General features: G+C 42.2%; 16 protein-coding genes and 1 pseudogene. All 17 read right to left on the reverse strand.

What is annotated here, in order from left to right:
* Positions 1 to 241: 241 nt before the first annotated feature.
* Positions 242 to 2,413: pseudogene (locus PGU50_RS00735) on the reverse strand (VirB4-like conjugal transfer ATPase, CD1110 family); the annotation flags it as partial.
* Entirely contained in the window at positions 2,295 to 2,759 is a 465-nt protein-coding gene (locus tag PGU50_RS00740) for a PrgI family protein (RefSeq protein ID WP_008371531.1), read from the reverse strand. The gene PGU50_RS00740 and the pseudogene PGU50_RS00735, both read right to left, overlap by 119 nt.
* A 23-nt stretch (positions 2,760 to 2,782) precedes the next feature.
* A complete protein-coding gene (locus tag PGU50_RS00745; protein WP_055039902.1) occupies positions 2,783 to 3,652 on the reverse strand; it encodes a VirB6/TrbL-like conjugal transfer protein, CD1112 family in 870 nt (289 codons plus the stop codon).
* A gap of 12 nt (positions 3,653 to 3,664) precedes the next feature.
* The gene (locus PGU50_RS17955; RefSeq protein WP_330655738.1) at positions 3,665 to 3,796 is read right to left on the reverse strand and encodes a Maff2 family mobile element protein; all 132 of its coding nucleotides are present in this window, start codon (positions 3,794 to 3,796) and stop codon (positions 3,665 to 3,667) included.
* A 23-nt stretch (positions 3,797 to 3,819) separates the two neighbouring features.
* The gene (locus PGU50_RS00755) at positions 3,820 to 5,523 is read right to left on the reverse strand and encodes a recombinase family protein (protein WP_270245962.1); all 1,704 of its coding nucleotides are present in this window, start codon (positions 5,521 to 5,523) and stop codon (positions 3,820 to 3,822) included.
* A 26-nt stretch (positions 5,524 to 5,549) separates the two neighbouring features.
* Entirely contained in the window at positions 5,550 to 5,732 is a 183-nt protein-coding gene (locus PGU50_RS00760) for a hypothetical protein (protein ID WP_270245963.1), read from the reverse strand.
* A gap of 204 nt (positions 5,733 to 5,936) precedes the next feature.
* Entirely contained in the window at positions 5,937 to 7,811 is a 1,875-nt protein-coding gene (locus tag PGU50_RS00765) for an AAA family ATPase (RefSeq protein WP_270245964.1), read from the reverse strand.
* 38 nt (positions 7,812 to 7,849) lie between these two features.
* Positions 7,850 to 9,577 (reverse strand): MobQ family relaxase, encoded by a 1,728-nt coding sequence (mobQ, locus tag PGU50_RS00770; RefSeq protein WP_270245965.1) that lies wholly within the window; start codon positions 9,575 to 9,577, stop codon positions 7,850 to 7,852.
* Entirely contained in the window at positions 9,577 to 9,942 is a 366-nt protein-coding gene (locus PGU50_RS00775; RefSeq protein ID WP_270245966.1) for a DUF3847 domain-containing protein, read from the reverse strand. The genes mobQ and PGU50_RS00775 overlap by 1 nt, the downstream gene beginning before the upstream one ends.
* A gap of 151 nt (positions 9,943 to 10,093) precedes the next feature.
* Positions 10,094 to 13,552: an ATP-binding protein gene (locus PGU50_RS00780; RefSeq protein ID WP_270245967.1), complete on the reverse strand. Its 3,459-nt coding sequence runs from the start codon at positions 13,550 to 13,552 to the stop codon at positions 10,094 to 10,096.
* Positions 13,553 to 13,874: 322 nt separating this feature from the next.
* Positions 13,875 to 16,676, reverse strand: coding sequence for a DNA methyltransferase (locus tag PGU50_RS00785; RefSeq protein ID WP_270245968.1), 2,802 nt, complete (start codon positions 16,674 to 16,676; stop codon positions 13,875 to 13,877).
* A gap of 15 nt (positions 16,677 to 16,691) precedes the next feature.
* On the reverse strand, positions 16,692 to 16,898 hold the full coding sequence (locus tag PGU50_RS00790) for a helix-turn-helix domain-containing protein (protein ID WP_005341250.1): 207 nt from the start codon (positions 16,896 to 16,898) through the stop codon (positions 16,692 to 16,694).
* A 146-nt stretch (positions 16,899 to 17,044) separates the two neighbouring features.
* Positions 17,045 to 17,455, reverse strand: a complete 411-nt coding sequence (locus PGU50_RS00795) for a single-stranded DNA-binding protein (RefSeq protein WP_270245969.1) — start codon at positions 17,453 to 17,455, stop codon at positions 17,045 to 17,047.
* Between the two features lie 23 nt (positions 17,456 to 17,478).
* The gene (locus PGU50_RS00800) at positions 17,479 to 17,778 is read right to left on the reverse strand and encodes a hypothetical protein (protein WP_270245970.1); all 300 of its coding nucleotides are present in this window, start codon (positions 17,776 to 17,778) and stop codon (positions 17,479 to 17,481) included.
* A 687-nt stretch (positions 17,779 to 18,465) separates the two neighbouring features.
* Entirely contained in the window at positions 18,466 to 18,747 is a 282-nt protein-coding gene (locus tag PGU50_RS00805; protein ID WP_270245971.1) for a hypothetical protein, read from the reverse strand.
* A 14-nt stretch (positions 18,748 to 18,761) separates the two neighbouring features.
* On the reverse strand, positions 18,762 to 19,109 hold the full coding sequence (locus PGU50_RS00810; protein WP_270245972.1) for a TnpV protein: 348 nt from the start codon (positions 19,107 to 19,109) through the stop codon (positions 18,762 to 18,764).
* A gap of 73 nt (positions 19,110 to 19,182) precedes the next feature.
* Positions 19,183 to 19,344 (reverse strand): Maff2 family mobile element protein, encoded by a 162-nt coding sequence (locus PGU50_RS00815; protein WP_055298248.1) that lies wholly within the window; start codon positions 19,342 to 19,344, stop codon positions 19,183 to 19,185.
* Positions 19,345 to 19,418 lie beyond the last annotated feature (74 nt).

Below are 19,418 nucleotides of genomic sequence, written 5' to 3' on the forward strand. Positions count from 1 at the left end.
TACCACGATTATATCGTACCGGCTGGCAATGCGGCCTCTTGGAGCTGTTATATTCTGCTTATGCAGGTTCAAGCTCTATGCGTTGCGTGTGGCTATTCTATTATGAATAGCCTTCCACTCGGATTAGGTCGCTACCCCTTTCCCGTTTTTTTCCGCATTGATACTTCTGACTTACTTGCCGGTTTCAGTCAGAACGGCGATAGTTTGCACTTTAAGCGACTAACAAGTAACAAACCAGTTCACCAGTTGGAATACCTCCCCATTTACGGAACCTCTTCCAAATTTCCACACTGTAAGCTGCTGTCTGCTCTTCTTTTAATAGAAGATGGAATTCATCCACATAGTAACGGGTAGATTTATGAGCGGAACGATTGATAGTCACTCGGTTCCATACCTGGTCCTGCACAATCAACATCCCGATCTTTTTCAGGTGTTTTCCAAGCTCTTTGATATCAAAACAAACGATACGATTGTTGATATCTACATTTGTGCGATGATTAAATACATTCAGGGAGCCTGTAACATAAATCTCCAATGAAGTTGCAAGACGCTGTGCTTCCGGCTCTTCCTGTTTCCGCAACAGATTATATAAATCCTCCAGGATTGGCATCTTCTCCGGTACGGGATCGGCAAGATATTCCTGATAAACCAACCGCACACAACGGTCAATGATAGTTTTTTCTACCGGCTCCAGTCCATTCTTTCCTCCAACAATCAGCTCACACAACGACAGAATAAAATCCGCTTTCAGTGACAGTGGATTGTCTTCCTCGGAATAATTCAGGTTCAGATCCATTGGATTGATATACTGGTCAGATACCGGAGAAACCCGTACCACCTGCCCGTGCAGTGCCTGCACAAGTGCCGAATATTCGGCTTCTGGATCGCAGACGATGATATCATCTTCTGTGATCAGGAAGCAGTTTGTAATTTCTCTCTTTGCTGAGAAGGACTTACCGGAACCTGGTGTACCAAGAATCAGTCCATTCGGGTTCTTCAGACGTTTCCGATCAACCATGATCATGTTGTTGGATAATGCATTCAATCCATAATAAAGAGCTTCCCCTTCCTGAAACAACTCCTGTGTCGTAAATGGCACGAAGATCGCTGTTGAAGATGTGGTAAGCCCTCTCTGGATTTCAATCCGATTGACTCCAAGTGGAATACAGGACATGAGTGCTGCTTCCTGCTGATAATCCAGCTGTTTTAAAGAACAGTTATATTTCTGTGCGATCCCCTGCACCTGGAAAATATTGTTATCCAGCTTCTGACGCTTCTTTGCAGTATTCATTACCAGAACTGTCACAAGGAACATTCGCTCATTTCTGGACTGCAGATCTTCCAGCAGATTCTTCGCCTCTTCTCCATAAGTCACAAGGTCCGACGGAAGCACGTCCATATCATAACCGGAACGTACCGCTCGTTTCTGCTCTTCGATCTTCATCTTATCCAAATCTGAAATCTTGCTCTTGATCATTTTGATTGCTGAACTCTGATCAATGGACTGGATATGAATGTTGACATTGATGCTGTCATCTACATCCAGGAAGTCTGCAAGCATTCGGTCTGTCAGCTCCGGTGCAAGAATCTGCAGATAACTCACACTTCCCATCGTTCTTCCCATCATAAATGTCTGATTCTTGGAAAAGTTAAAGGAAGTCGGTGCAATAAAATCTTTGGTCTTTAATCCTGTTTCCGGAAGCATCTTATACTGGAACTTAAATGGTTCAATCCGATCCTGGTTGAACACATGATACATAATCTCCAGCCTTTCCAGACCATTCAGTGAATGTGCCTGTGCACCCAAAACCTTAAAGTTATTTAAGATATCTGTTTCAATTCTTTCAAGCCTCGGTCTTGCTACCTTCAGACTCTCTGCTTCAATTCCAAAAGTGATATACTTTGTCTTCACCAGACCATTATTTCCCTTAGAAAGCTGATTCTTCAACATGGTACGGTATTCTTCACGAATGGCATTGAAGTCATCGTTCTGATCCGGAATATCAATACTTTTCTCAAATTCTGCCACATCCACCTGCTGATTGATAAAGGACAGCTGCACACTGATGGAAGAATCAAAGTAATTTAAGAAATCACAATAATTCTCAAATATCGTGGTCTTATCCTCGTTTAAAGCCAGCTGATAATTGATGTCATAAAACTGAATCGTCTTAGAGAAAAAGGTCTTTGTCACCTGGCAGATACCTTCCTGCAGCATCCGAATATACGGAATGCTCTGCTGTGCAGTTGTAGGAATGTTTTTCTGTTTCCTACGATCCCGTTCCTGCTTCTTCCTACGCTTTTCCTGTTCTCTTTCTTTTCTGCTTTTTTTGTTTCTTCTTTCCTGACGGTTTCTTTTTTCCGCCAGGGAGAGACGCTCCTGCTGAGCCTCCTGCTTTGTCTTTTTTGCCATCCGGCACACCCTCCTTTTTTACAAGGGTGGAAATCTCCTGATAAAAATTTTCTGTCTTATATGGTCTTACCGCCGGACAGATAAACTTCTGTCGAATGATATTTGCCACCACTTTTTCAAATGGAAGCCCGTCTTTTTCATACATTGCCATGAAGAAAAATGGAAGCATGATCGTTACCATCAGGATGGCTGCGATACTGGAACCGATTGGTTTTCTCATGAACAGATAAAACGGAATTCCCACTACTGCGGCAAGTGAAAAGAAAATCAACTGCCGTTTTGTCAGATTTAACGCTACTTTTGTTTTGACCTTGGTAAGGTCTTTTGGTACTGGTACATACGCCATGGTATGCGCTCCTTTCCTGCCCGTTAGTGGGCATTAAATATCGATTTGCTAAGGCTTCCGGTCTTGAATAATGAAAATGCAAGAATCACGGTATAAGCCGCTACTGAAAACATTGCTGCATGAAGGTCACTGGATATGGTCATTGCATTTACTAAAACTGCATAAATTCCCACACAGACCATCATGAAGAATCCCTGAAATGCCAGTGCGAACAAGCCTTTTAAATAGTTGTTTCCGATATTGCCCCATTCCTTATTGGTCATGGTGGCAAACGGAATTGGTGCTATGGAAGTATAAAGGTAAATTTCTATCATTCTTCCGTACAAGATTACCGTAATGATAATTGACAGAATGTGCATGGTAACACTGATTAACATCGTTTCCATGGATAGCAGGAACAAATCCCCTAACTCCATATCCTCCAGGGCATCCACAATCCGTGTAATTGCTTCTGTTGCATCCACCGCAGTGTTTCCTGATATCACCCCGGCGGCATTGTTGACCACATGCTGACCAACATCAAAGACCGCCATCGTGATATTGAACGTATTTGTCACCAGATAAATGGCTACATACGCTTTGAAGATCCAGAGGAAAATGTTATAAGTCTCAAATTCATGGAAATTGTTTTTCTGTGTTACCATCGTGATCAATTCATAGCACAGGACAAAGGTGATGATCAGTCCCGCAATGGGGACAATCACCGTTTGGGATATATTCTGAATCAGATTAAAAATCCCTGCATTCCATCCCTGCGGTGTCTGCCCCACCTGCCCGGCTATGGTTCCCACCTGCTCATTGACAGACGTGAACATGTTATCCAAACTTGACTTGATAAGCCCGATCAGGATATCCTTTATCGCTTCCGTAATTCTCTCAATGATGGTGTTCATCTACCACTCCTCTTAAGAGAACAATGTTGCCAGCTGTGGAATCAGGGTAGTTCCCAGCAGCATGATTCCGGCACCAGCCATCAGCTGTTTTATGTCTTTTATGAGAAAATATTGGCTCGAAATGAGCCTTGAAAAGATTAAAATAGATTAAATTTTGATAGATTTTCTTATTTATGGGAGCCGGAACCTCTTTCGATGGTTCCAAGCTCCGGTATTGGTTTTAAATTGAAATGAATTTCCATTGTGACCGTTTCAGGAGTGCGGCGATAATTCTCTGTTCCGTCTTTCTTCTGCGGTTCTGAGATAATAATTTTACTGATCAGCCGGTTCAAAAGATTGGCATCCAGTTCTTTAATGTCCACATACTCGCTGATATCCTCGATCCACTGCTGTGACTGTGCATCCAGTTTTTCTTCTGTATTCAGCACATTCTGGTTCTGGGAAAGTTCCTTTTTGATGTCTGCCTGCTCTTTCTGTGTCTTCTCCAACATCTTATCAAAAACAGATTCTGTAATCTTGTCATTGATCAGATCGTCATACAGTTTTGCAATCAACCGGTCTAATGTCTCCAGGCGGTCTTTCTGTTTTGATACCAGCTTCTCCAGACTGTCCCTGTGTCCCTGTGTATCTTCCTCGCATAACTCCTTTACCCGGTTTTCCAGTTCTGTCCCATCTCCGGTGACTGCTTTTGCACATTCCTGGATTCTGGTAAGTACTGCATCATACAAGTCATCAGCGTCCACTCGGTGCTGGGTACAGTGTGCTTTTCCCTTATGAATATAAGTGGAACAAGTATAAACTTCATGCTGGTCTTTGGTGTGCGTCTTCTTTAATGTCAATGCACCGCCACACTCTGCACAGCGGAGTAATCCGGCAAACATACTATATTCACCCTGCTCTGTCTGGCGTTTCCTGCCTTTCATCTTCGCCTGTACCAGCTCAAATACGTCCTGCGGAATGATTGCTTCATGGGTATCTCTGACTGTAATCCAATCCTCTGGTGCCTTGTCTCCCTGATTCCCGATTTTGAAACGGTAGTAGCGCTTCTGGGAAGCCATATCGCCACAATACACTGGGTTCTTCAGCAGGGACTTGAGATAAGATTCATCCCAGACAAATTTCCCATTCTCTGGATCTTTCTTTTCCCATTTGGTGTAGTAAGTGCGAAGTCCCCGTTTCCTGTGCCACCAGGTAGGGCATGGGATCTGCTGGCGTTCCAGTTCCCTGGATATGAAGTTGATCCCATGACCATCCACCGCCCAATGGAAAATCTTCCGGACAATCGGTGCTGTCTCATCGTCAATCAGGAGGTGTCCCTTTTCCTCCGGGTCTTTCTGATATCCCAGCGGAGGAACAACGCCTGTAAACTTGCCCTTGGTTGCCTGCAGGTGATAGGACGCATGGACTTTCTTGGAAATATCCCTGGAATACATCTCATTCAGCACATTCTTAAACGGAGCAATCTCATTGTCTCCGTCAAAGGTATCCACATTGTCATATAATGCAATGTACCTTACTCCATGCTTAGGGAAGAACTCTTCCATCAGGAATCCTGTCTGTACGTGATTTCGTCCCAGTCGGCTCTGATCTTTGGTAATTACAAGATTCACCAGTCCTTTTTCACAGGCTTTGAGAAGTCTCTGCAAGTCCGGTCGGTCTGTGTTCAATCCTGTATAACCATCATCCTGAAACACATCCACCACCTGCCATCCTTGTGACTGGCAGTAATTCACCAGAATATCCCTCTGGTTGGAGATACTTGCACTCTCCCCGGTCAGTTCGTCATCTTTGGAAAGTCGGCAGTATACACCAACTCTCCATGTTGCATTTCTGTCTGTATTGCTGTTTTGATTCATATATCTGTTGTTCATCTGATACCTCCGTTACGTTGCACATCCTACGCAGATTTCAGATTACTGAACTCATAATCATTATACTGCTTATCTTTCATTATTGCAAGTTTATCTTTCGCTTTCGTGTCTCTTATTTTCTGTGCAATCACCTCGGCAAATACTTCTTTTGCGTCCTGATCACCGTCAAAATACACTTTGATATTGATGATTTTCTTCTTCGCTGCCATTGTAAAACCTCCATTTTTCGCAAAAAAGAGCAGCTAATCCATTTTTTAGATTAACTGCCCAGACTGTTGGTTGCATTTTTTAATTTTCGTATGGATACCTACTGTTTTCGTTCGGTTGCCTTGCACTGGCAGACGGCAGGCGGCAGACAGGGTATCTATAACATCTGCCATCCGGATTTAAAATCCTGCCGCCACACACCCTTTTTATCCTTTCAACCGGATGGTATTTTCCTGTTTTTCATTCATCTGATAATCCAGTTCTTCTTTCATCCGGCTTCTTACTTCACGCATGCTTCTCTGGGAGATTCCCTGTGCCTTTGCTTTTTCATCCACTTCCCGGATGGTGATCGTATTTCCGTCTGCAAGCAATTCATAGATCAGTTTCGTTCCCCGTTGCAGCTTTGTTTCTGTCGGTTTTCCTTCCTTTCCATCCAGAAGATCATCTGCGGAAATCTCATAAGCTCCCACCCATCGGAAACCTTCTTCATCTCCAAGTTTAAATGCCATCGTCTCACCCGGAGGTGCAAGGGAACTTTTCTCATGAATCAGCACTCTTGTTGTCGGGTCTTTCTTTACTTTCCCGATAAAAAGAAGACTTCTCACTGCCGCCATGATATCTATGGAACCAAGTCCACGGTAAGTACTCTGTGTACCCGAAGATTTGTTCAGATGCCCGATCAGTACAATGGCACAGCCTGTCTGCTCCGCAATCATTCCAAGTTTTCGGAATACCGGACGGACTTCATTTGCCCGGTTCATATCCACATCTGCACCAATAAAAGCCTGTACCGGATCAATGATTAAAAGTCTGACCTGATTCTGACGGATAGCCTTTTCAATACGGTCATCGGATAATGTCAGTGCTTCCTCTGTATCATCAATGACCATCACCCGGCTCAGGTCGGCACCTGCTTCTAGCAGTCTCGGCTTGATCGTATCTCCCATGCCATCTTCGGCGGTCTGATAGATCACATTGAAAGGTTCAATTTCTTCCATATTCGGGAAAGTCTTCCTGTTCGTGCAGGCTGCGGTCAGCATCATGGCAAAATAAGTTTTTCCCTCGCCTGGATTGCCCTGGATAATCGTCAGTTTTCCAAATGGCAAATATGGAAACCACAGCCATTCTACGCTGGTCTGCTCAATGTCTTCATAACACAGCATTGGCACCAGTTCTTCCTTCTCCGGTGCTTTCATTGTAACTGTTTCAATGATTGCTTTCTTCCTGTCTGCATTTTTATCGCAGAGGATTTCATTCCAGTCCTTTCGGGACGGTTTCAGACGGATGACACTGTATCCGTCCGGAATTTCTTCTGCCAGTTTCTCACAGGCTTCATTCCCTGCCTGATCATTATCCAGACACAGGAATACAGAAGTAATCTGAGGGCGTTCAGAAAGAAAAGCCATCAGTGCCGCACTGGAAATGCCACCCAGACTCAGGTAGCTCCGCTTTTTCCAGTCTTTGGGAAATAATTGGATAAAAGAAAGCAGATCAATGGCTGCTTCAAACACAAACAACTGATTATCCGTCCCTCTGTGACAGAATCCGCAAGATTTGTCAGATCCAGCCACATCTCCCCGGTATTTTATCTCACCTGTTCCCCTGCAATGGGCATATCTAGGAATACCGTCTGCATCTCTGCCAACAAACACCACATTATGGTGCTTCTTTTCTTCATAAATATCCCCACTGCTGCTCCATTCTTCCACCAGATTCTTTTCAATCCCTCTGTTTTCTGTCAGATATCTGATGATTCTATCATTATTTTCCTCTTTCTCTGGTAAACGAAAGTCAGGGGACGGGGCGGGGCAGGTACTGTTCCTGCCTTCGCCTTCCTCCCCGATCAACTTTTTAACTGCTTCCGGAAATGTAGCGTTGTAAAATTCCATCACAAAATCCACCGGATAGCCGCCCCTGCCCTGACTGTGCCGATACCACCGGTTTCCGGATACCGTTACACTGTCATGCCTTTTCCAGCGATATTCCCTGCCACTTTTCACCAACTGTTCCCCCTGTGCGTTCAGAAAAGAAACAAGATTGGTTTGGTTAGCTCTTGTAATCTGTTCTTCTGTATACTGCATTTTCCTCATCCTTTCCCATCTGTCCTGCTGACAGACTGTTATAAACTTATCTCACGGTTCCGTTTTTTCTTCACTGCCTGTTGTTTTGCATCACGCTCTGCACATTCTTTCTTCTTTTCATCCAGCTTTCTCAGAAGAGAAGTTTTCTTTTCTGGCTTCTGCTCCGACTGCTTCACCGGCTGTTGCTCTGCTTTCCCATTTCCTTCAAAAATATCTTCCGTCTGAACTCCATGAAATACCGGGAATTTCGCCTGCTTCTCTCTTTTTTCTTCTGAACGCCCGGAAGTATCTGCTTCTGCCATTTCCCGGTCACGTCTGGCAATGTCCGCACAGCTCTGTACCTTTTTTACAAATGCAAGTTCCTCCTGATACGGCTGATTATCTGCTTTCAGCTCTTCAATCACCGCCTGGAGTTCTTCTTTCTCCCGTTTCCATCTGGCAGTAGGCACCTTTCCATTTTTATCCAGATACTGTTTTAGTTCCCGTTCACATTTGCGGTAATAATTGATTTCTTTTTTATGCTGCTGATAATATTTCTCCCGTCTTTTCTGAAAATAGAAACGATTATACTCATCAATCAATGGCTGGTTTGTTTTAATCACCTCTGCCATCTTTTCCAGATTCTCCAGTTCCTTTAACTGTTTCCGCTTTTCAGAAATTTCTTTTTTGCTGACAGAAACAACACCGTTCAGTTCCTCAATCCGTTCCTGCAAGTCATCCATCGTCTCTATCTGATGGGTCTGAAGATAATTGATGGATTTTGAAAACTCCTGTAAATTGGAGAGATTCTTCCCTCTTCGTTTCATTTCCTCATAGAAATTTGGAAGTGACGGTCTGCCCTGTGTCTTTTTATCATAATAATCCTGCAAACTCTCCAGAAGTGTAGGGTTCTGCCTACGATCCAGCTCTGCTTTCATTTCCTCATAAGCTGTCTTCATCCACTGAATGGATTCTTTCAGGGAAATGAACATCTGGTTGAACTGCCGGATTGCCCGGTTCAATTCTCCAATAACTGTTTTGATCCCCTTTTTCTCCATTGCCCGGACTTCATACCCCTCATGGATAGTCGGGATCAGATCAATCCCCTGTTCTTTGTAGGAACGGTGGTCGATTCTGGCTGCCATGTGGCACTCTCGAAATTTCCCATTTACTTTCTCTGTCCATGCCCGCCGCCATTCTTTTAATAGTTCGGGATTATTCCAACCGGTAGTAGAAACAGCATTGAACATATCTTTTCCTTTTGCATCCTTCACCCGGTTTCCATCCTCATCAAAAATATATTCCCGTCTCTGTTTATTGCCCCAGATTCCTTTCTCTGTAAAAGGACGGATTGGGGCAAGCACATGGAAATGGGGATTATCCGGCTCTTCTTCATTTTCCGATTTTCCCTCATGGACTGCCAGATCCACGATCATGCCACGTGCCACAAACTGCTCCTGACAGAACTCTTTCGCCAGTCTTATATTTTCCTCAAGTGTCAGTTCATTCTGCAGGGCAATGTCAAATGAATAAGCAAGCTGCGCCTTGTTGTTCCTTTCTACATGCTCCACCTCGTTCCAGAGTGTTTCCCTGTCAGTCAGACGCTCCGGCACATACTCCGGTGTCAGAATTTCTGTAAATACCACACCCGACTTGCTTGTATAATCGTGTATCTTATTGTAATAACCGTCATAAATCCTCTGCCCGGAAATATAGGCAGCGGAAGCAACCACCATCTGCCCTTTCCCTCTGGATACATGTCTTACTGAAAAATGATACAATGCCATTAACTGTCATCTCCCTTCTCTGTTTTTTTAACCGCTTCTGCAATCTGTTGTCGGTCTTTTTGTGACGCAGAGATATAAGTCTGCCGCACAATACTCTTGTTGTAACTGCTGTTCTGCAGCTGGTTCATTACATTCTGAACATCTCCCTGTTCCAGATCTTTGGACAACGGAAACGCTTTCTCAAACTCTGCCCCTTTGACGATCAGCCGATGGGAGCGTTCTCGCCGTTCAGCAAGCTTCTTTCTCTGCTCAAGGATATTTTTGTTGTGAATTGCCTGCTCCAGTTCCTTTTTGCTCTTTTCCATGTTTGCTTTCAATTCCTCCAGCGACATGGATTCATACTTTGGATTTTTGGCTCTGCTCATTGTCTTCATCTCCTTCTTTTTTCTGTAAACAAAAAGAACCGGCTATCTCAAAAATGCCAGTTCTCTGATATAAAAAACTGAGGTTGCTGTTCTCATACAGAAGAACTGCTAACCCCAGTTTTGGTTGAAATATTTAATTGTCAGTAAAAACTTACAGCGTGACTCCAGTCAATTTCGTAGCATTATTACAGAGTCCATCTATAGTATTTAATAAATTGGGGATCTCTATAGGTTTTGATATATGTGCATTCATTCCTGCCTCTTTTGACCGTTTCCTGTCATCGTCAAAAGCATTAGCAGTCATCGCAATAATTGGAATTATTTTAGCATCTGCTCTTTCACAGCTTCTAATTGCATTTGTCGCCTGATATCCATCCATGACCGGCATCATAATATCCATCAATACAATATCAAAAAAGCCTTCCGGATGATTCATGAAGATTTTTACTGCCTGCCTACCATCCATCGCTTCTGTGACAGACATTCCGGCATCTTCAAGAATAAAAACTGCTATTTCCCGGTTCAGTTCATTATCTTCTGCCAGGAGAACTCTTTTTCCTTTCAAATTATTCTGTACTGTTTTCTCCGTTTGCTCTTCTCCGACATTCTGACTTATTTCAAAAGGAATGATTACATTTACAGAAGTTCCCACTCCTTCCTCACTGTCAATCTGGATCGTGCCTCCCATTTTATCCAGGAGATTCTTTACGATTGACATCCCAAGACCTGTTCCCATATACTTGGTTCTGGCACCTGTATTCGCCTGTACAAATGGTTTGAAAATATCCTTAATAAATTCATCTGACATTCCAATCCCGGTATCTTTTATGGTAAAATCCAGTTCCAATTTGGTATCAGATATAATCTTCTCTTTCAAATAACAAAATACAGAACCTTTGCTCTGATTGTACTTAATACTGTTGCCTATGAGATTCAATAGTATTTGTTTGACACTCAATGAACTGCCTATCAGATACGGATATTCGAAATGGCCGATTTCATTTATCCAAATCACAGAGATTCCATTTTCATCTCCTTTTAGCTTACAGATCGTTTCCACATCGTGGAGCAAAGATGGCAGATTAAATACATCCTTCATCAATGGCCGGTCACTTTCTTCCAGTCTGCTGAGTTCCAGCGTATCATTAATCAGAGAAAGCAGATGATCTGCTGCAACTCTTGCTTTTATTCTGCTGGAATCGACCAGCTCCCTGTCATCCGGATGGCTTCTGCATATATCAAGCAGCCCGATAATCCCATTCAACGGTGTACGCATATCATGAGACATTCTGGCGAGAAAATCTGATTTGCTTTGATTCGCCCTTTTCTCACTCTCCAGCTCAATTGTCTTTTCTACAAATTCATGCTTATCTAAAATCAGATTCCAGTGCTCAATCAGCCCCTCCGGTTTGCAGATTTTTCGCCCATGATCCTCAATATATTTATAGGATCCATCTTTGCATCTCATTCGATAAGTAATCTCATAATGGTCAGCTTTCTTATACTGTGCAAGTGCTTCCGCAATCCCCGTCTCAAGATCATCCGGATGAGCAATTCCTGCAATCGAGCCGTCACATGCTTCCATCAGTTCCTCTGGGGTATCGTATCCGAGCATGTTTGCAAACTGTTCCGATACATACTTGAAAGAGTATTGTGGATCATCATTACTTATCTTTACTCCTCCCGGCAATGCAGATGCAATCATATCCAACTCGCTCTGAAGTGCCTGATTTGCATTGCTAAGGGCTTCTTTATAAAAACGTTCCTGATTCACGATTTCATCAATACTGCGGAAACCAAGAACTGCATAGTGTTCCTCTCCATCATATTCCTTTACTATATGAGCCTGAAAATGACTCAGTCCGGCTTCATTTGGTACTGTTTCAAAGGAAAAATGATAATCATCTTCCTGATGAAACCGTTTCCTGATGTTAGCAGCACTTAGTTCTTTTTTCATTGCTTCCTTAAAATCAGACAGCGTATATTTTCTTACATATTCATCCACATACTCCGAAAAACCTGCAATGTTCTGCCTGATCTGTGCATGATTCGTTGTCTGTGTGAATACGATCCTGTATTCATCTGTATCGAGATTAAGCACAAATACAATCGTATAATCCAGACTTAATCCGGACATAACACGATTGTGTTCGAGTACTTCCTGCTTGTACTTAATTTCCAGTTCTTTTTCCTTGTCTATCTGACGAACCACATAGAGCACATTGGTCACTTTTCCTGCTGTGTTTCGTTTCTTAACGATAAATCTCGCCAGATGCCAGGAACCACTGGTTGTCCGGTATTCCATAGCTGTACTGTCAGCTTCTTTCAGTCTGTCCGCCAGAGTACCGGTATCAAGAAATTTTTTCATTGCATTCTGATATTCAAAGGATACGATCGTCTTGCTTGCTTCCTTAAAAGCTTCCTCTGTATGGCCTTTCTTTCCTGTCAAACGATACATTTCCTGACCTGCCGAAATTTCTTCATACGTTCCTTCGACCAGATCCATATGATAAATGAGCCAGTAGAGCTTACTTATTGAACTTACAATTTCACTATTGAGCGTCGCACTTTCCAGAGCCTGCTCCAGTTCATATTTCTGTTTTTTCTGTTCCTCGATAATATCATCTATATAGCGGTAACCCATAACCACCTGAAATCCCTTAGTCTCTTTCATCCTGGCAATCTGTACCTCAAAGTGCTTCTGCCCTGCAGGACTTGGCAGACATCGGAATCTGTAGGCAAAACGATCATGATATGCCAGATATTCCATCAGATAATCTGCACTCATTTTTTCGAGGAAGTCCGGTGCTGATTCCTTTACCACAAAGTAATCATAATAATATCGGATACGTTCAGAATAAGAATGGCATTCGCATCCGAGCTGTTCCTTTACCAGAATCGCATTTGTATTTTCGGATAATTTTACCGGATACATCCTATCCTTCAAAAGGTCACAAGTGTATATGGATGTGTAATCAATACTCAACACATCCAGTATATTTTTCTCCTTCTGCAATTCCACCAGACTCTGCTCAAGGCTTGCATGTTCTTCTTCCAGTTTTTTTCTCATCCGCATATTTTCACGTACACTCTGCAGATGTCCACCCATATCTGTCAATAAGCATGCAAAAAGATGTGCAAACTCCATATCCGGATTATCCACACCAATGAAACCGATCAGCTTTTGATTTTCAAAAAATGGTACTGCGATCAGCGAATGGATCTCCTGCGGTTTTAATATTTCATATTCTGTCGGCATTTCTTCTGCAATATCTTCCAGATCATAAATAACAATATTTTCTTTTGCCAAAAACTTCTCTGTCCATCTTGGTACAAAATCACCGGGAATATTCTGAAGATTTTGGATCTGAGGATTTACCCCGGTCGCACACCATTCAAAGGTATTTGTAATCCTTTCTCTTTTTCCGGTAATCCAGTCAAAAATGTAGACACGATCCGCATTTGCATATTTCCCTATCGCTTTTAGTATAAATGGAATGACCGCATCCAGTTGCTTTTCATTTACTGCACGATCCATACAGGAAATCTGATGAAGGATTTCATCCACACTTTTTAATTTTTGTTCACGCATTTCCCTGTAATTTTCCATTCTGGTCTCCTCTACCCTTGCTTGCTTGCTTGCTTGCTTGCTTGCTTGCTTGCTTGCTTGCTTGCTTGCTTGCTTGCTTGCTTGCGAATTATATTTTTCTTTCATCTCTTTGTCAATCTCCAATTCTTACGTCAGTGATAGGCACCTGTGCCGCAAGGGAATCCATTCCCTTGTACGAAATCTCTGATTTCGCTTAATTCCCGGATTGAGATTTTCCCAAATCAGGGATAGCACCGCAGGTCGCACGATACAGGCAAATGTAATTGCCTGTATAGAAGTGCGCTCTTAGCTTTGCTAAGAGATTTATGCCGTATCCGGCGTGTTATCTTTTTTCGATTTCTTCTACCTTCTTCTGATAAAGTTTCATCAGTTCTGCAACACAGGCTGCTTCGCTTTTATAGGCTTCGCTGCCTTTTGTAAATCCGTATGCCTGCATGACAGCCATATCGTTCTGGTGATGTGCTTTTCGCAACTCCGGCGGCATGGTCAGTTCATCATAAAGATCTGCAAGGCTACTGTCTGGATATAATGCTCTCGCATCAAGAATTGCCTGTGCAGTCTGTTCGATTTTTTTCCGTTGCTGAGCGGTCGGCTCAGGCCATGGGAAGTTATTATAAACAATATTAGCAGAATACCTATAATCACTTTTCATTCTACCACAAACAGCTCGCATCCATGCCATATGAATATTTGACGTTAATATTGCAAATTGATACATCGTTGCTTCTGGTATGATAAAGTTAAGATCTGTTGAGATTGTATTATAATCTAAAAATCCCATTGGTACATATCTTCTTCTCTCAGAACTTACTTTTGGCACAAGAATAAATGATGCAGGATTATTCAATTCCCTGAATAGCGTAGGTGTTTCTGCAAGTTTTCTTCTTCCTGCATCTGGCGAATTTTCTCTGTCCTGTTTACAAGCTTCTACCCGCTTAAGTACAAGCGGCATTTTTCTTAACTCTGCTGGTTTAACATCTACCAGCCATAAGCACCACCGCTCTTTATTGTTGATGAACTCAGTTGAACCAACTAATTTTTTAATATAAGGTTTGGCTTGTGGTTCTTTTCTTATAAATTCTTCATAGTCTTCTTTTTCAATAATCAGATTACCGCCATCTGCTGGTCTGTTTCCCGTCGTCATTTGTGGAACATTCCATAATGGCTTGCTGCGATTGCAGATAAATTCATTAGGTGCGTCCAACAAATACGCATTGACATTATTTACTTCTTTAAATCTTCCATCAACATAGATTCTGCGTTTTGCTTGATTTGGTGCAATGCTGAATCCAACAATCACACAATGTACATGCGCTTTCATATTGGCTTCGCTGTCCCAGATAAATGTCCGGTGTGCAAAATCTATATGGATCCCAAATCGGTCATATAAAGGTTTCCAGACACCTGCCACCTGTTCTCCCTGCGTAATGGAATTAGTTGATACAAATGCTGTCCGTATAGTTGTTCCCTGCATAAACTGCGCAGCTTTAAAATACCAGCCCGCAACATAATCAATTTTCCCTGCAGTCTTATATGGCTTTCCTTTTTCATCCACGTAAACCGATAAAATATCATTTTTCTGTTCTTTGCTCTGTAGTGAATAACCCACAAACGGAGGATTTCCCATAATATACGAAACCTGATATTTTGGTACAACGCTCTCCCAGTCAATCTGTAAAGAATTACCTTCTACAATAAACGCATTTGTCGTCAACGGCAGAAAATCCAGATTCATGTGAACGATGTCTTCCGTCTCTTTCATCATCTGTGATTCCGCAATCCATAACGCTGTCTTTGCAACTGTGACAGCAAAATCATTGATCTCAATTCCATAAAACTGATCAATAGAAACATGGATTGGTGAGGATTCATCAAATCCAAAAGTAATCTGTCCTCTCTGCAATTCTTTTATGACTTCATTCTCCAATCGACGGATACTGATATATGTCTCTGTAAGAAAGTTTCCACTTCCCGATGCCGGATCAAGCCACCGGAGATTTGCCAGCTTCGTCTGGAAATCCCTCAGTTTTTTATCTTTTGTTCTCTGAACCGTTATCTGCTGAATTTCTTTCAATTCATTTTTCAGTTCATCCAGAAACAGCGGATCAATGACTTTATGAATATTTTCAATGCTGGTGTAGTGCATACCGCCGGAGCGTCTTGTCTCAGGATTCAGTGTACTCTCAAATACCGCACCAAATATAGTCGGACTAATTTCTGACCAGTCAAAATCTGCTGAGGCTTTTTCCAGTAAAAGGTTTCTGATTTCATCTGTAAACTGTGGAATTTCAATATCCTCATTTGCAAACAGCCCACCATTTACATATGGGAACTGTGCCAGAGATTCTTCCATGTATAGATCTCTGTCTTCTGGTTTTGTATCAAGCACCTGGAACAGCTCAATCACGGCTCTTCTCATGTGCCTTGTATCAAATTCTTCCAGATAGTCATGGAACATGCCATGCTGTCCAAAAATACCGGCATCCTCTGCATACAGGCAGAATACGATTCTGACACAAAGGATATTCAGACTTTTCATTGCCCGCTCTGTTGTCGAATCAACATATTGTTTTGCCAGTGCATCATACAAAAGCCCTACAATTTCACCTGCGGCAATGGAAACTTCCATTTCTCTCTGAAGATTTGTGTTTCCCTCGTCCACAAGGAACTGTAACCGATAATATTCTTTTTCCAGATCTTCCAACTGGATAATCTCCGGATCGCCACCCGGCTTTTCCATATCGTAAATATAAAATGACTGGAAATTACTGGTTACGATCCATCTTGGTCTTTTTGAATATGGCAATTCGGAAGAATATCTTTTTGCCTGTTCAAATGGTGTCAGCATAGAGCCGTCGGACTGCCGGATAGCAGCCGTCAGGCTCTTATTTATACTTTTCTGTTCAATCATGACATGGGTTTTCTCAATATACCCATCAATAAAACTGGTGTGGTCAAGGTGTACCTGATCCTCAAAAGAAATAAACTGTGATATTTCCGTTACACCAAATACCGTTGTCAGAAGCTCCACCCAAAAGATCTGACTGTCGCCTTTTTCATATCCACGGTCTTTCCAGTTTTTTGCAAATGCTTTCGCCGCTGCTCTTTGCTGTGTATCTGTCATTGCAGCAACCTCCTGTTATTCATCATCTGTAAATTCCATCATCTCATCAACAGTACAGTCCAGCTTCTTGCAGATCTTCTCAATCGTCTCCATTGATACATACTGGTTTTTTCCCATCCGGGCAAGAATATTACCACTGATCCCGGTGAGGTACTGCATCTCTATCCGCTTCATATTTTTATCTATGAGCATTTTCCATAATCTGTTATAACTTACGCCCATAAGCTGCCTCCATATTTCTCATTCAAACATATTTTGATTATATCACGTTTTCGTTAGGTTGAATACCTGTAATTTTTGATTTCCTCTTTAAAATGGAAAAGAGAATGCCCCGGCAAAGAGTGGCCTCTCCAACCATTTATTCCGGTTTAATCAAATGGAATCTCACCTTCCGGTGCTTCCATAAATCCGTCCTTATCTGTTTTCTGTGTTTCTGACAAATCTGCACCGGCACCGTTATCCTTGTTCTGAGCAAATTCATGTTCTTCGACGATCACATCTGTGGTGTAAATTGTTTTCCCGTCCTTATCCTTATAATTACCGGTGCTGATACGACCGCCGATCACAATTCTCGTTCCCTTGTGAAGATATTTCTGTGCAAACTCTGCACTCTTTCCAAATGTGACACAGGAGATAAAATCTGCTTCCTGTTCTCCGTCACGTTTATATCTTCTATTTACCGCAAGTGTATATCTTGCTACTGCCATATCATTATCTTTTCCGGCATATTTGATTTCCGGGTTCTTTGTCAGTCTTCCCATTAAAATCACTTTATTCATAATCGTTATCGTCCTTTCCGCAGCTACGCTGCCATTGCATATTCTTCATCATCTGGTTCATTGTCTGGCATAAACATTGCACATGCTTCCGGTGGATTGGTATCATCCGGCGAAAACATTTTCTGAATCATTTCATATATGATCGGATACCGATATGCAATTTCTTCTCTTGCGAGGAATCTACATACCTTGTAAAGATTCTTTTTCATCTCTGCATCCGTTGCAAGCATAGCAGCCAGATGGATTCTCTCCCTTGTACAGTTCAGATTCGGGCATCCAAACCAGTGGATTATCTGCATTTCTTTCATTTTCAGTTCTGTCATAAACTGCTCCTTTCCAGGCATTTCGCCCTGTAAACATTGTTATCATTTTCATTCGTCCGGCGGTCTGGCGTGCATTTTCCTGTCATCTGCAGTCGTCTCAGACTGCCTCTGCCTGCATCAGCAGGTCACTGACCATAAGGCTTTGGTCAGCCGCCCATCATCGGGAGTGTCATTATGATTCCGCTCACTCTCTGAAAAAGAAAGGTCATGGCAGAACTCCTGGTAGACTTTCAGGATGCACTTATCGGTTGTCAAGGTTCAACGAAGGAACATTCCAAAACGTCCTCTGATTACTAAAGTCAAATGACTTGGCATGATGCAAAAAATTCGTGATATTTTTTTGCATTTTTATCATTTTTTCTTTTACTTTTGTTAGTCCCTTCACTTACTCTGTATTGGGAGAGATAAAAGCGGACATGATTTTGAAAAATTATGAAAAAATTTTGTCCCTCTACCTATAAAGCTTTTGAAAAGATATTTACCAACCCCCTTTTGCAAGTTTTTTTCGCAAAAATGAACTATTCCCTCACTAATTGCAAGTTTCAGAGTATCTTTGGACGGTACTTTCGCAGAAAAATTTATTTTTCTTACTAATCACACGTGGGGACTTGAAGAATGTCAGATGATTTTTTAAAAAATCAAAAAAGAAGCACCGACCGTTACAGTCAGTGCTTGTAAGATGAATATTTAAATTTTACAGTCCTTTTCACACACCAGCCTTTCATAATCCAGAAATCCTCGGATATACATTTCTTTTGCCACAATCCCTTCCATGGCATTTTTCGCTGAAATAATTCTGTCCAATGTCTGCCACATCTCCTGTCCGGCATCTCTGAGGACTGGTTCCAGTATATCTATGTAATGATGAATTTCTGCTTCCAGAGAAATCATCTCTGGATCAGATTCAAGAAATCTTTCCAATTCCCGCTGGTATTCTTCATAATAACTTTCAATCAATTCTCTTCTCATATCTGGAATCCCCCTTATATATAAATCAGTTCCTGCTTGATGATTTCAGCAGCCCGGTTGCGGATATTGTTGCAGTGGCGTACCCATTCCATAGAATTCTGTCTCTTCAGTTCCTCGGTAACTCCCCCCGCACTTCGCATTTGAGCTTCAATCAGCTCAAAGCGTTCCTGTGCCTGTTCATTCAGATCTGCCAGATAGCTGTCCAATCTGGCGGTCAGAAGAAGATATGTATAAGTTCCAGATTTATGTTCTTTCAGATATTCCTTCCGAAGCATTCCCCAGAATCCAATCGGTCTGGTTTCCTCCGGATAGTAAAGATTCGGTAAATAATAGTCTCCCACTTTTGTGTATTCGATTTTCATGGTGTTTCCTTTCGCTTTGCATGAAATTGTCATGTTATCTGCGTAGGATGTGCATTTTTCCTTTAAAATCTTTTCACATAGAAGACATTAAGTGTTTGATGCCCTGGCTCTTAGCGCCGGGATTGTCATTTCCATATCCTTCCAGAAGGTTTACGACACCCCACACGCCAAGACCTGCGCCGATTGCGACTACAAGAGTTTTTAAAGTTGTAATTGCACTGCTAAAAAATGCCATATACATTCACCAAAACTGACTTCTTTCAGGTGTTTACGGGAATGAAAAAACACCGACTAAAAAGCCGGCGCACC

This window comes from Coprococcus sp. AM11-30B (assembly GCF_027674365.1).
Classification (GTDB): domain Bacteria; phylum Bacillota; class Clostridia; order Lachnospirales; family Lachnospiraceae; genus Allocoprococcus; species Allocoprococcus comes.

Coding starts and splice junctions, on each gene's coding strand:
- PGU50_RS00740 (WP_008371531.1), bottom strand. CDS start 2,759: ATGGCGTATGTACCAGTACCAAAAGACCTTACCAAGGTCAAAACAAAA.
- PGU50_RS00745 (WP_055039902.1), bottom strand. CDS start 3,652: ATGAACACCATCATTGAGAGAATTACGGAAGCGATAAAGGATATCCTG.
- PGU50_RS00755 (WP_270245962.1), bottom strand. CDS start 5,523: ATGAACAACAGATATATGAATCAAAACAGCAATACAGACAGAAATGCA.
- PGU50_RS00760 (WP_270245963.1), bottom strand. CDS start 5,732: ATGGCAGCGAAGAAGAAAATCATCAATATCAAAGTGTATTTTGACGGT.
- PGU50_RS00765 (WP_270245964.1), bottom strand. CDS start 7,811: ATGCAGTATACAGAAGAACAGATTACAAGAGCTAACCAAACCAATCTT.
- mobQ (WP_270245965.1), bottom strand. CDS start 9,577: ATGGCATTGTATCATTTTTCAGTAAGACATGTATCCAGAGGGAAAGGG.
- PGU50_RS00775 (WP_270245966.1), bottom strand. CDS start 9,942: ATGAGCAGAGCCAAAAATCCAAAGTATGAATCCATGTCGCTGGAGGAA.
- PGU50_RS00780 (WP_270245967.1), bottom strand. CDS start 13,552: ATGGAAAATTACAGGGAAATGCGTGAACAAAAATTAAAAAGTGTGGAT.
- PGU50_RS00785 (WP_270245968.1), bottom strand. CDS start 16,676: ATGACAGATACACAGCAAAGAGCAGCGGCGAAAGCATTTGCAAAAAAC.
- PGU50_RS00790 (WP_005341250.1), bottom strand. CDS start 16,898: ATGGGCGTAAGTTATAACAGATTATGGAAAATGCTCATAGATAAAAAT.
- PGU50_RS00795 (WP_270245969.1), bottom strand. CDS start 17,455: ATGAATAAAGTGATTTTAATGGGAAGACTGACAAAGAACCCGGAAATC.
- PGU50_RS00800 (WP_270245970.1), bottom strand. CDS start 17,778: ATGACAGAACTGAAAATGAAAGAAATGCAGATAATCCACTGGTTTGGA.
- PGU50_RS00805 (WP_270245971.1), bottom strand. CDS start 18,747: ATGAGAAGAGAATTGATTGAAAGTTATTATGAAGAATACCAGCGGGAA.
- PGU50_RS00810 (WP_270245972.1), bottom strand. CDS start 19,109: ATGAAAATCGAATACACAAAAGTGGGAGACTATTATTTACCGAATCTT.
- PGU50_RS00815 (WP_055298248.1), bottom strand. CDS start 19,344: ATGGCATTTTTTAGCAGTGCAATTACAACTTTAAAAACTCTTGTAGTC.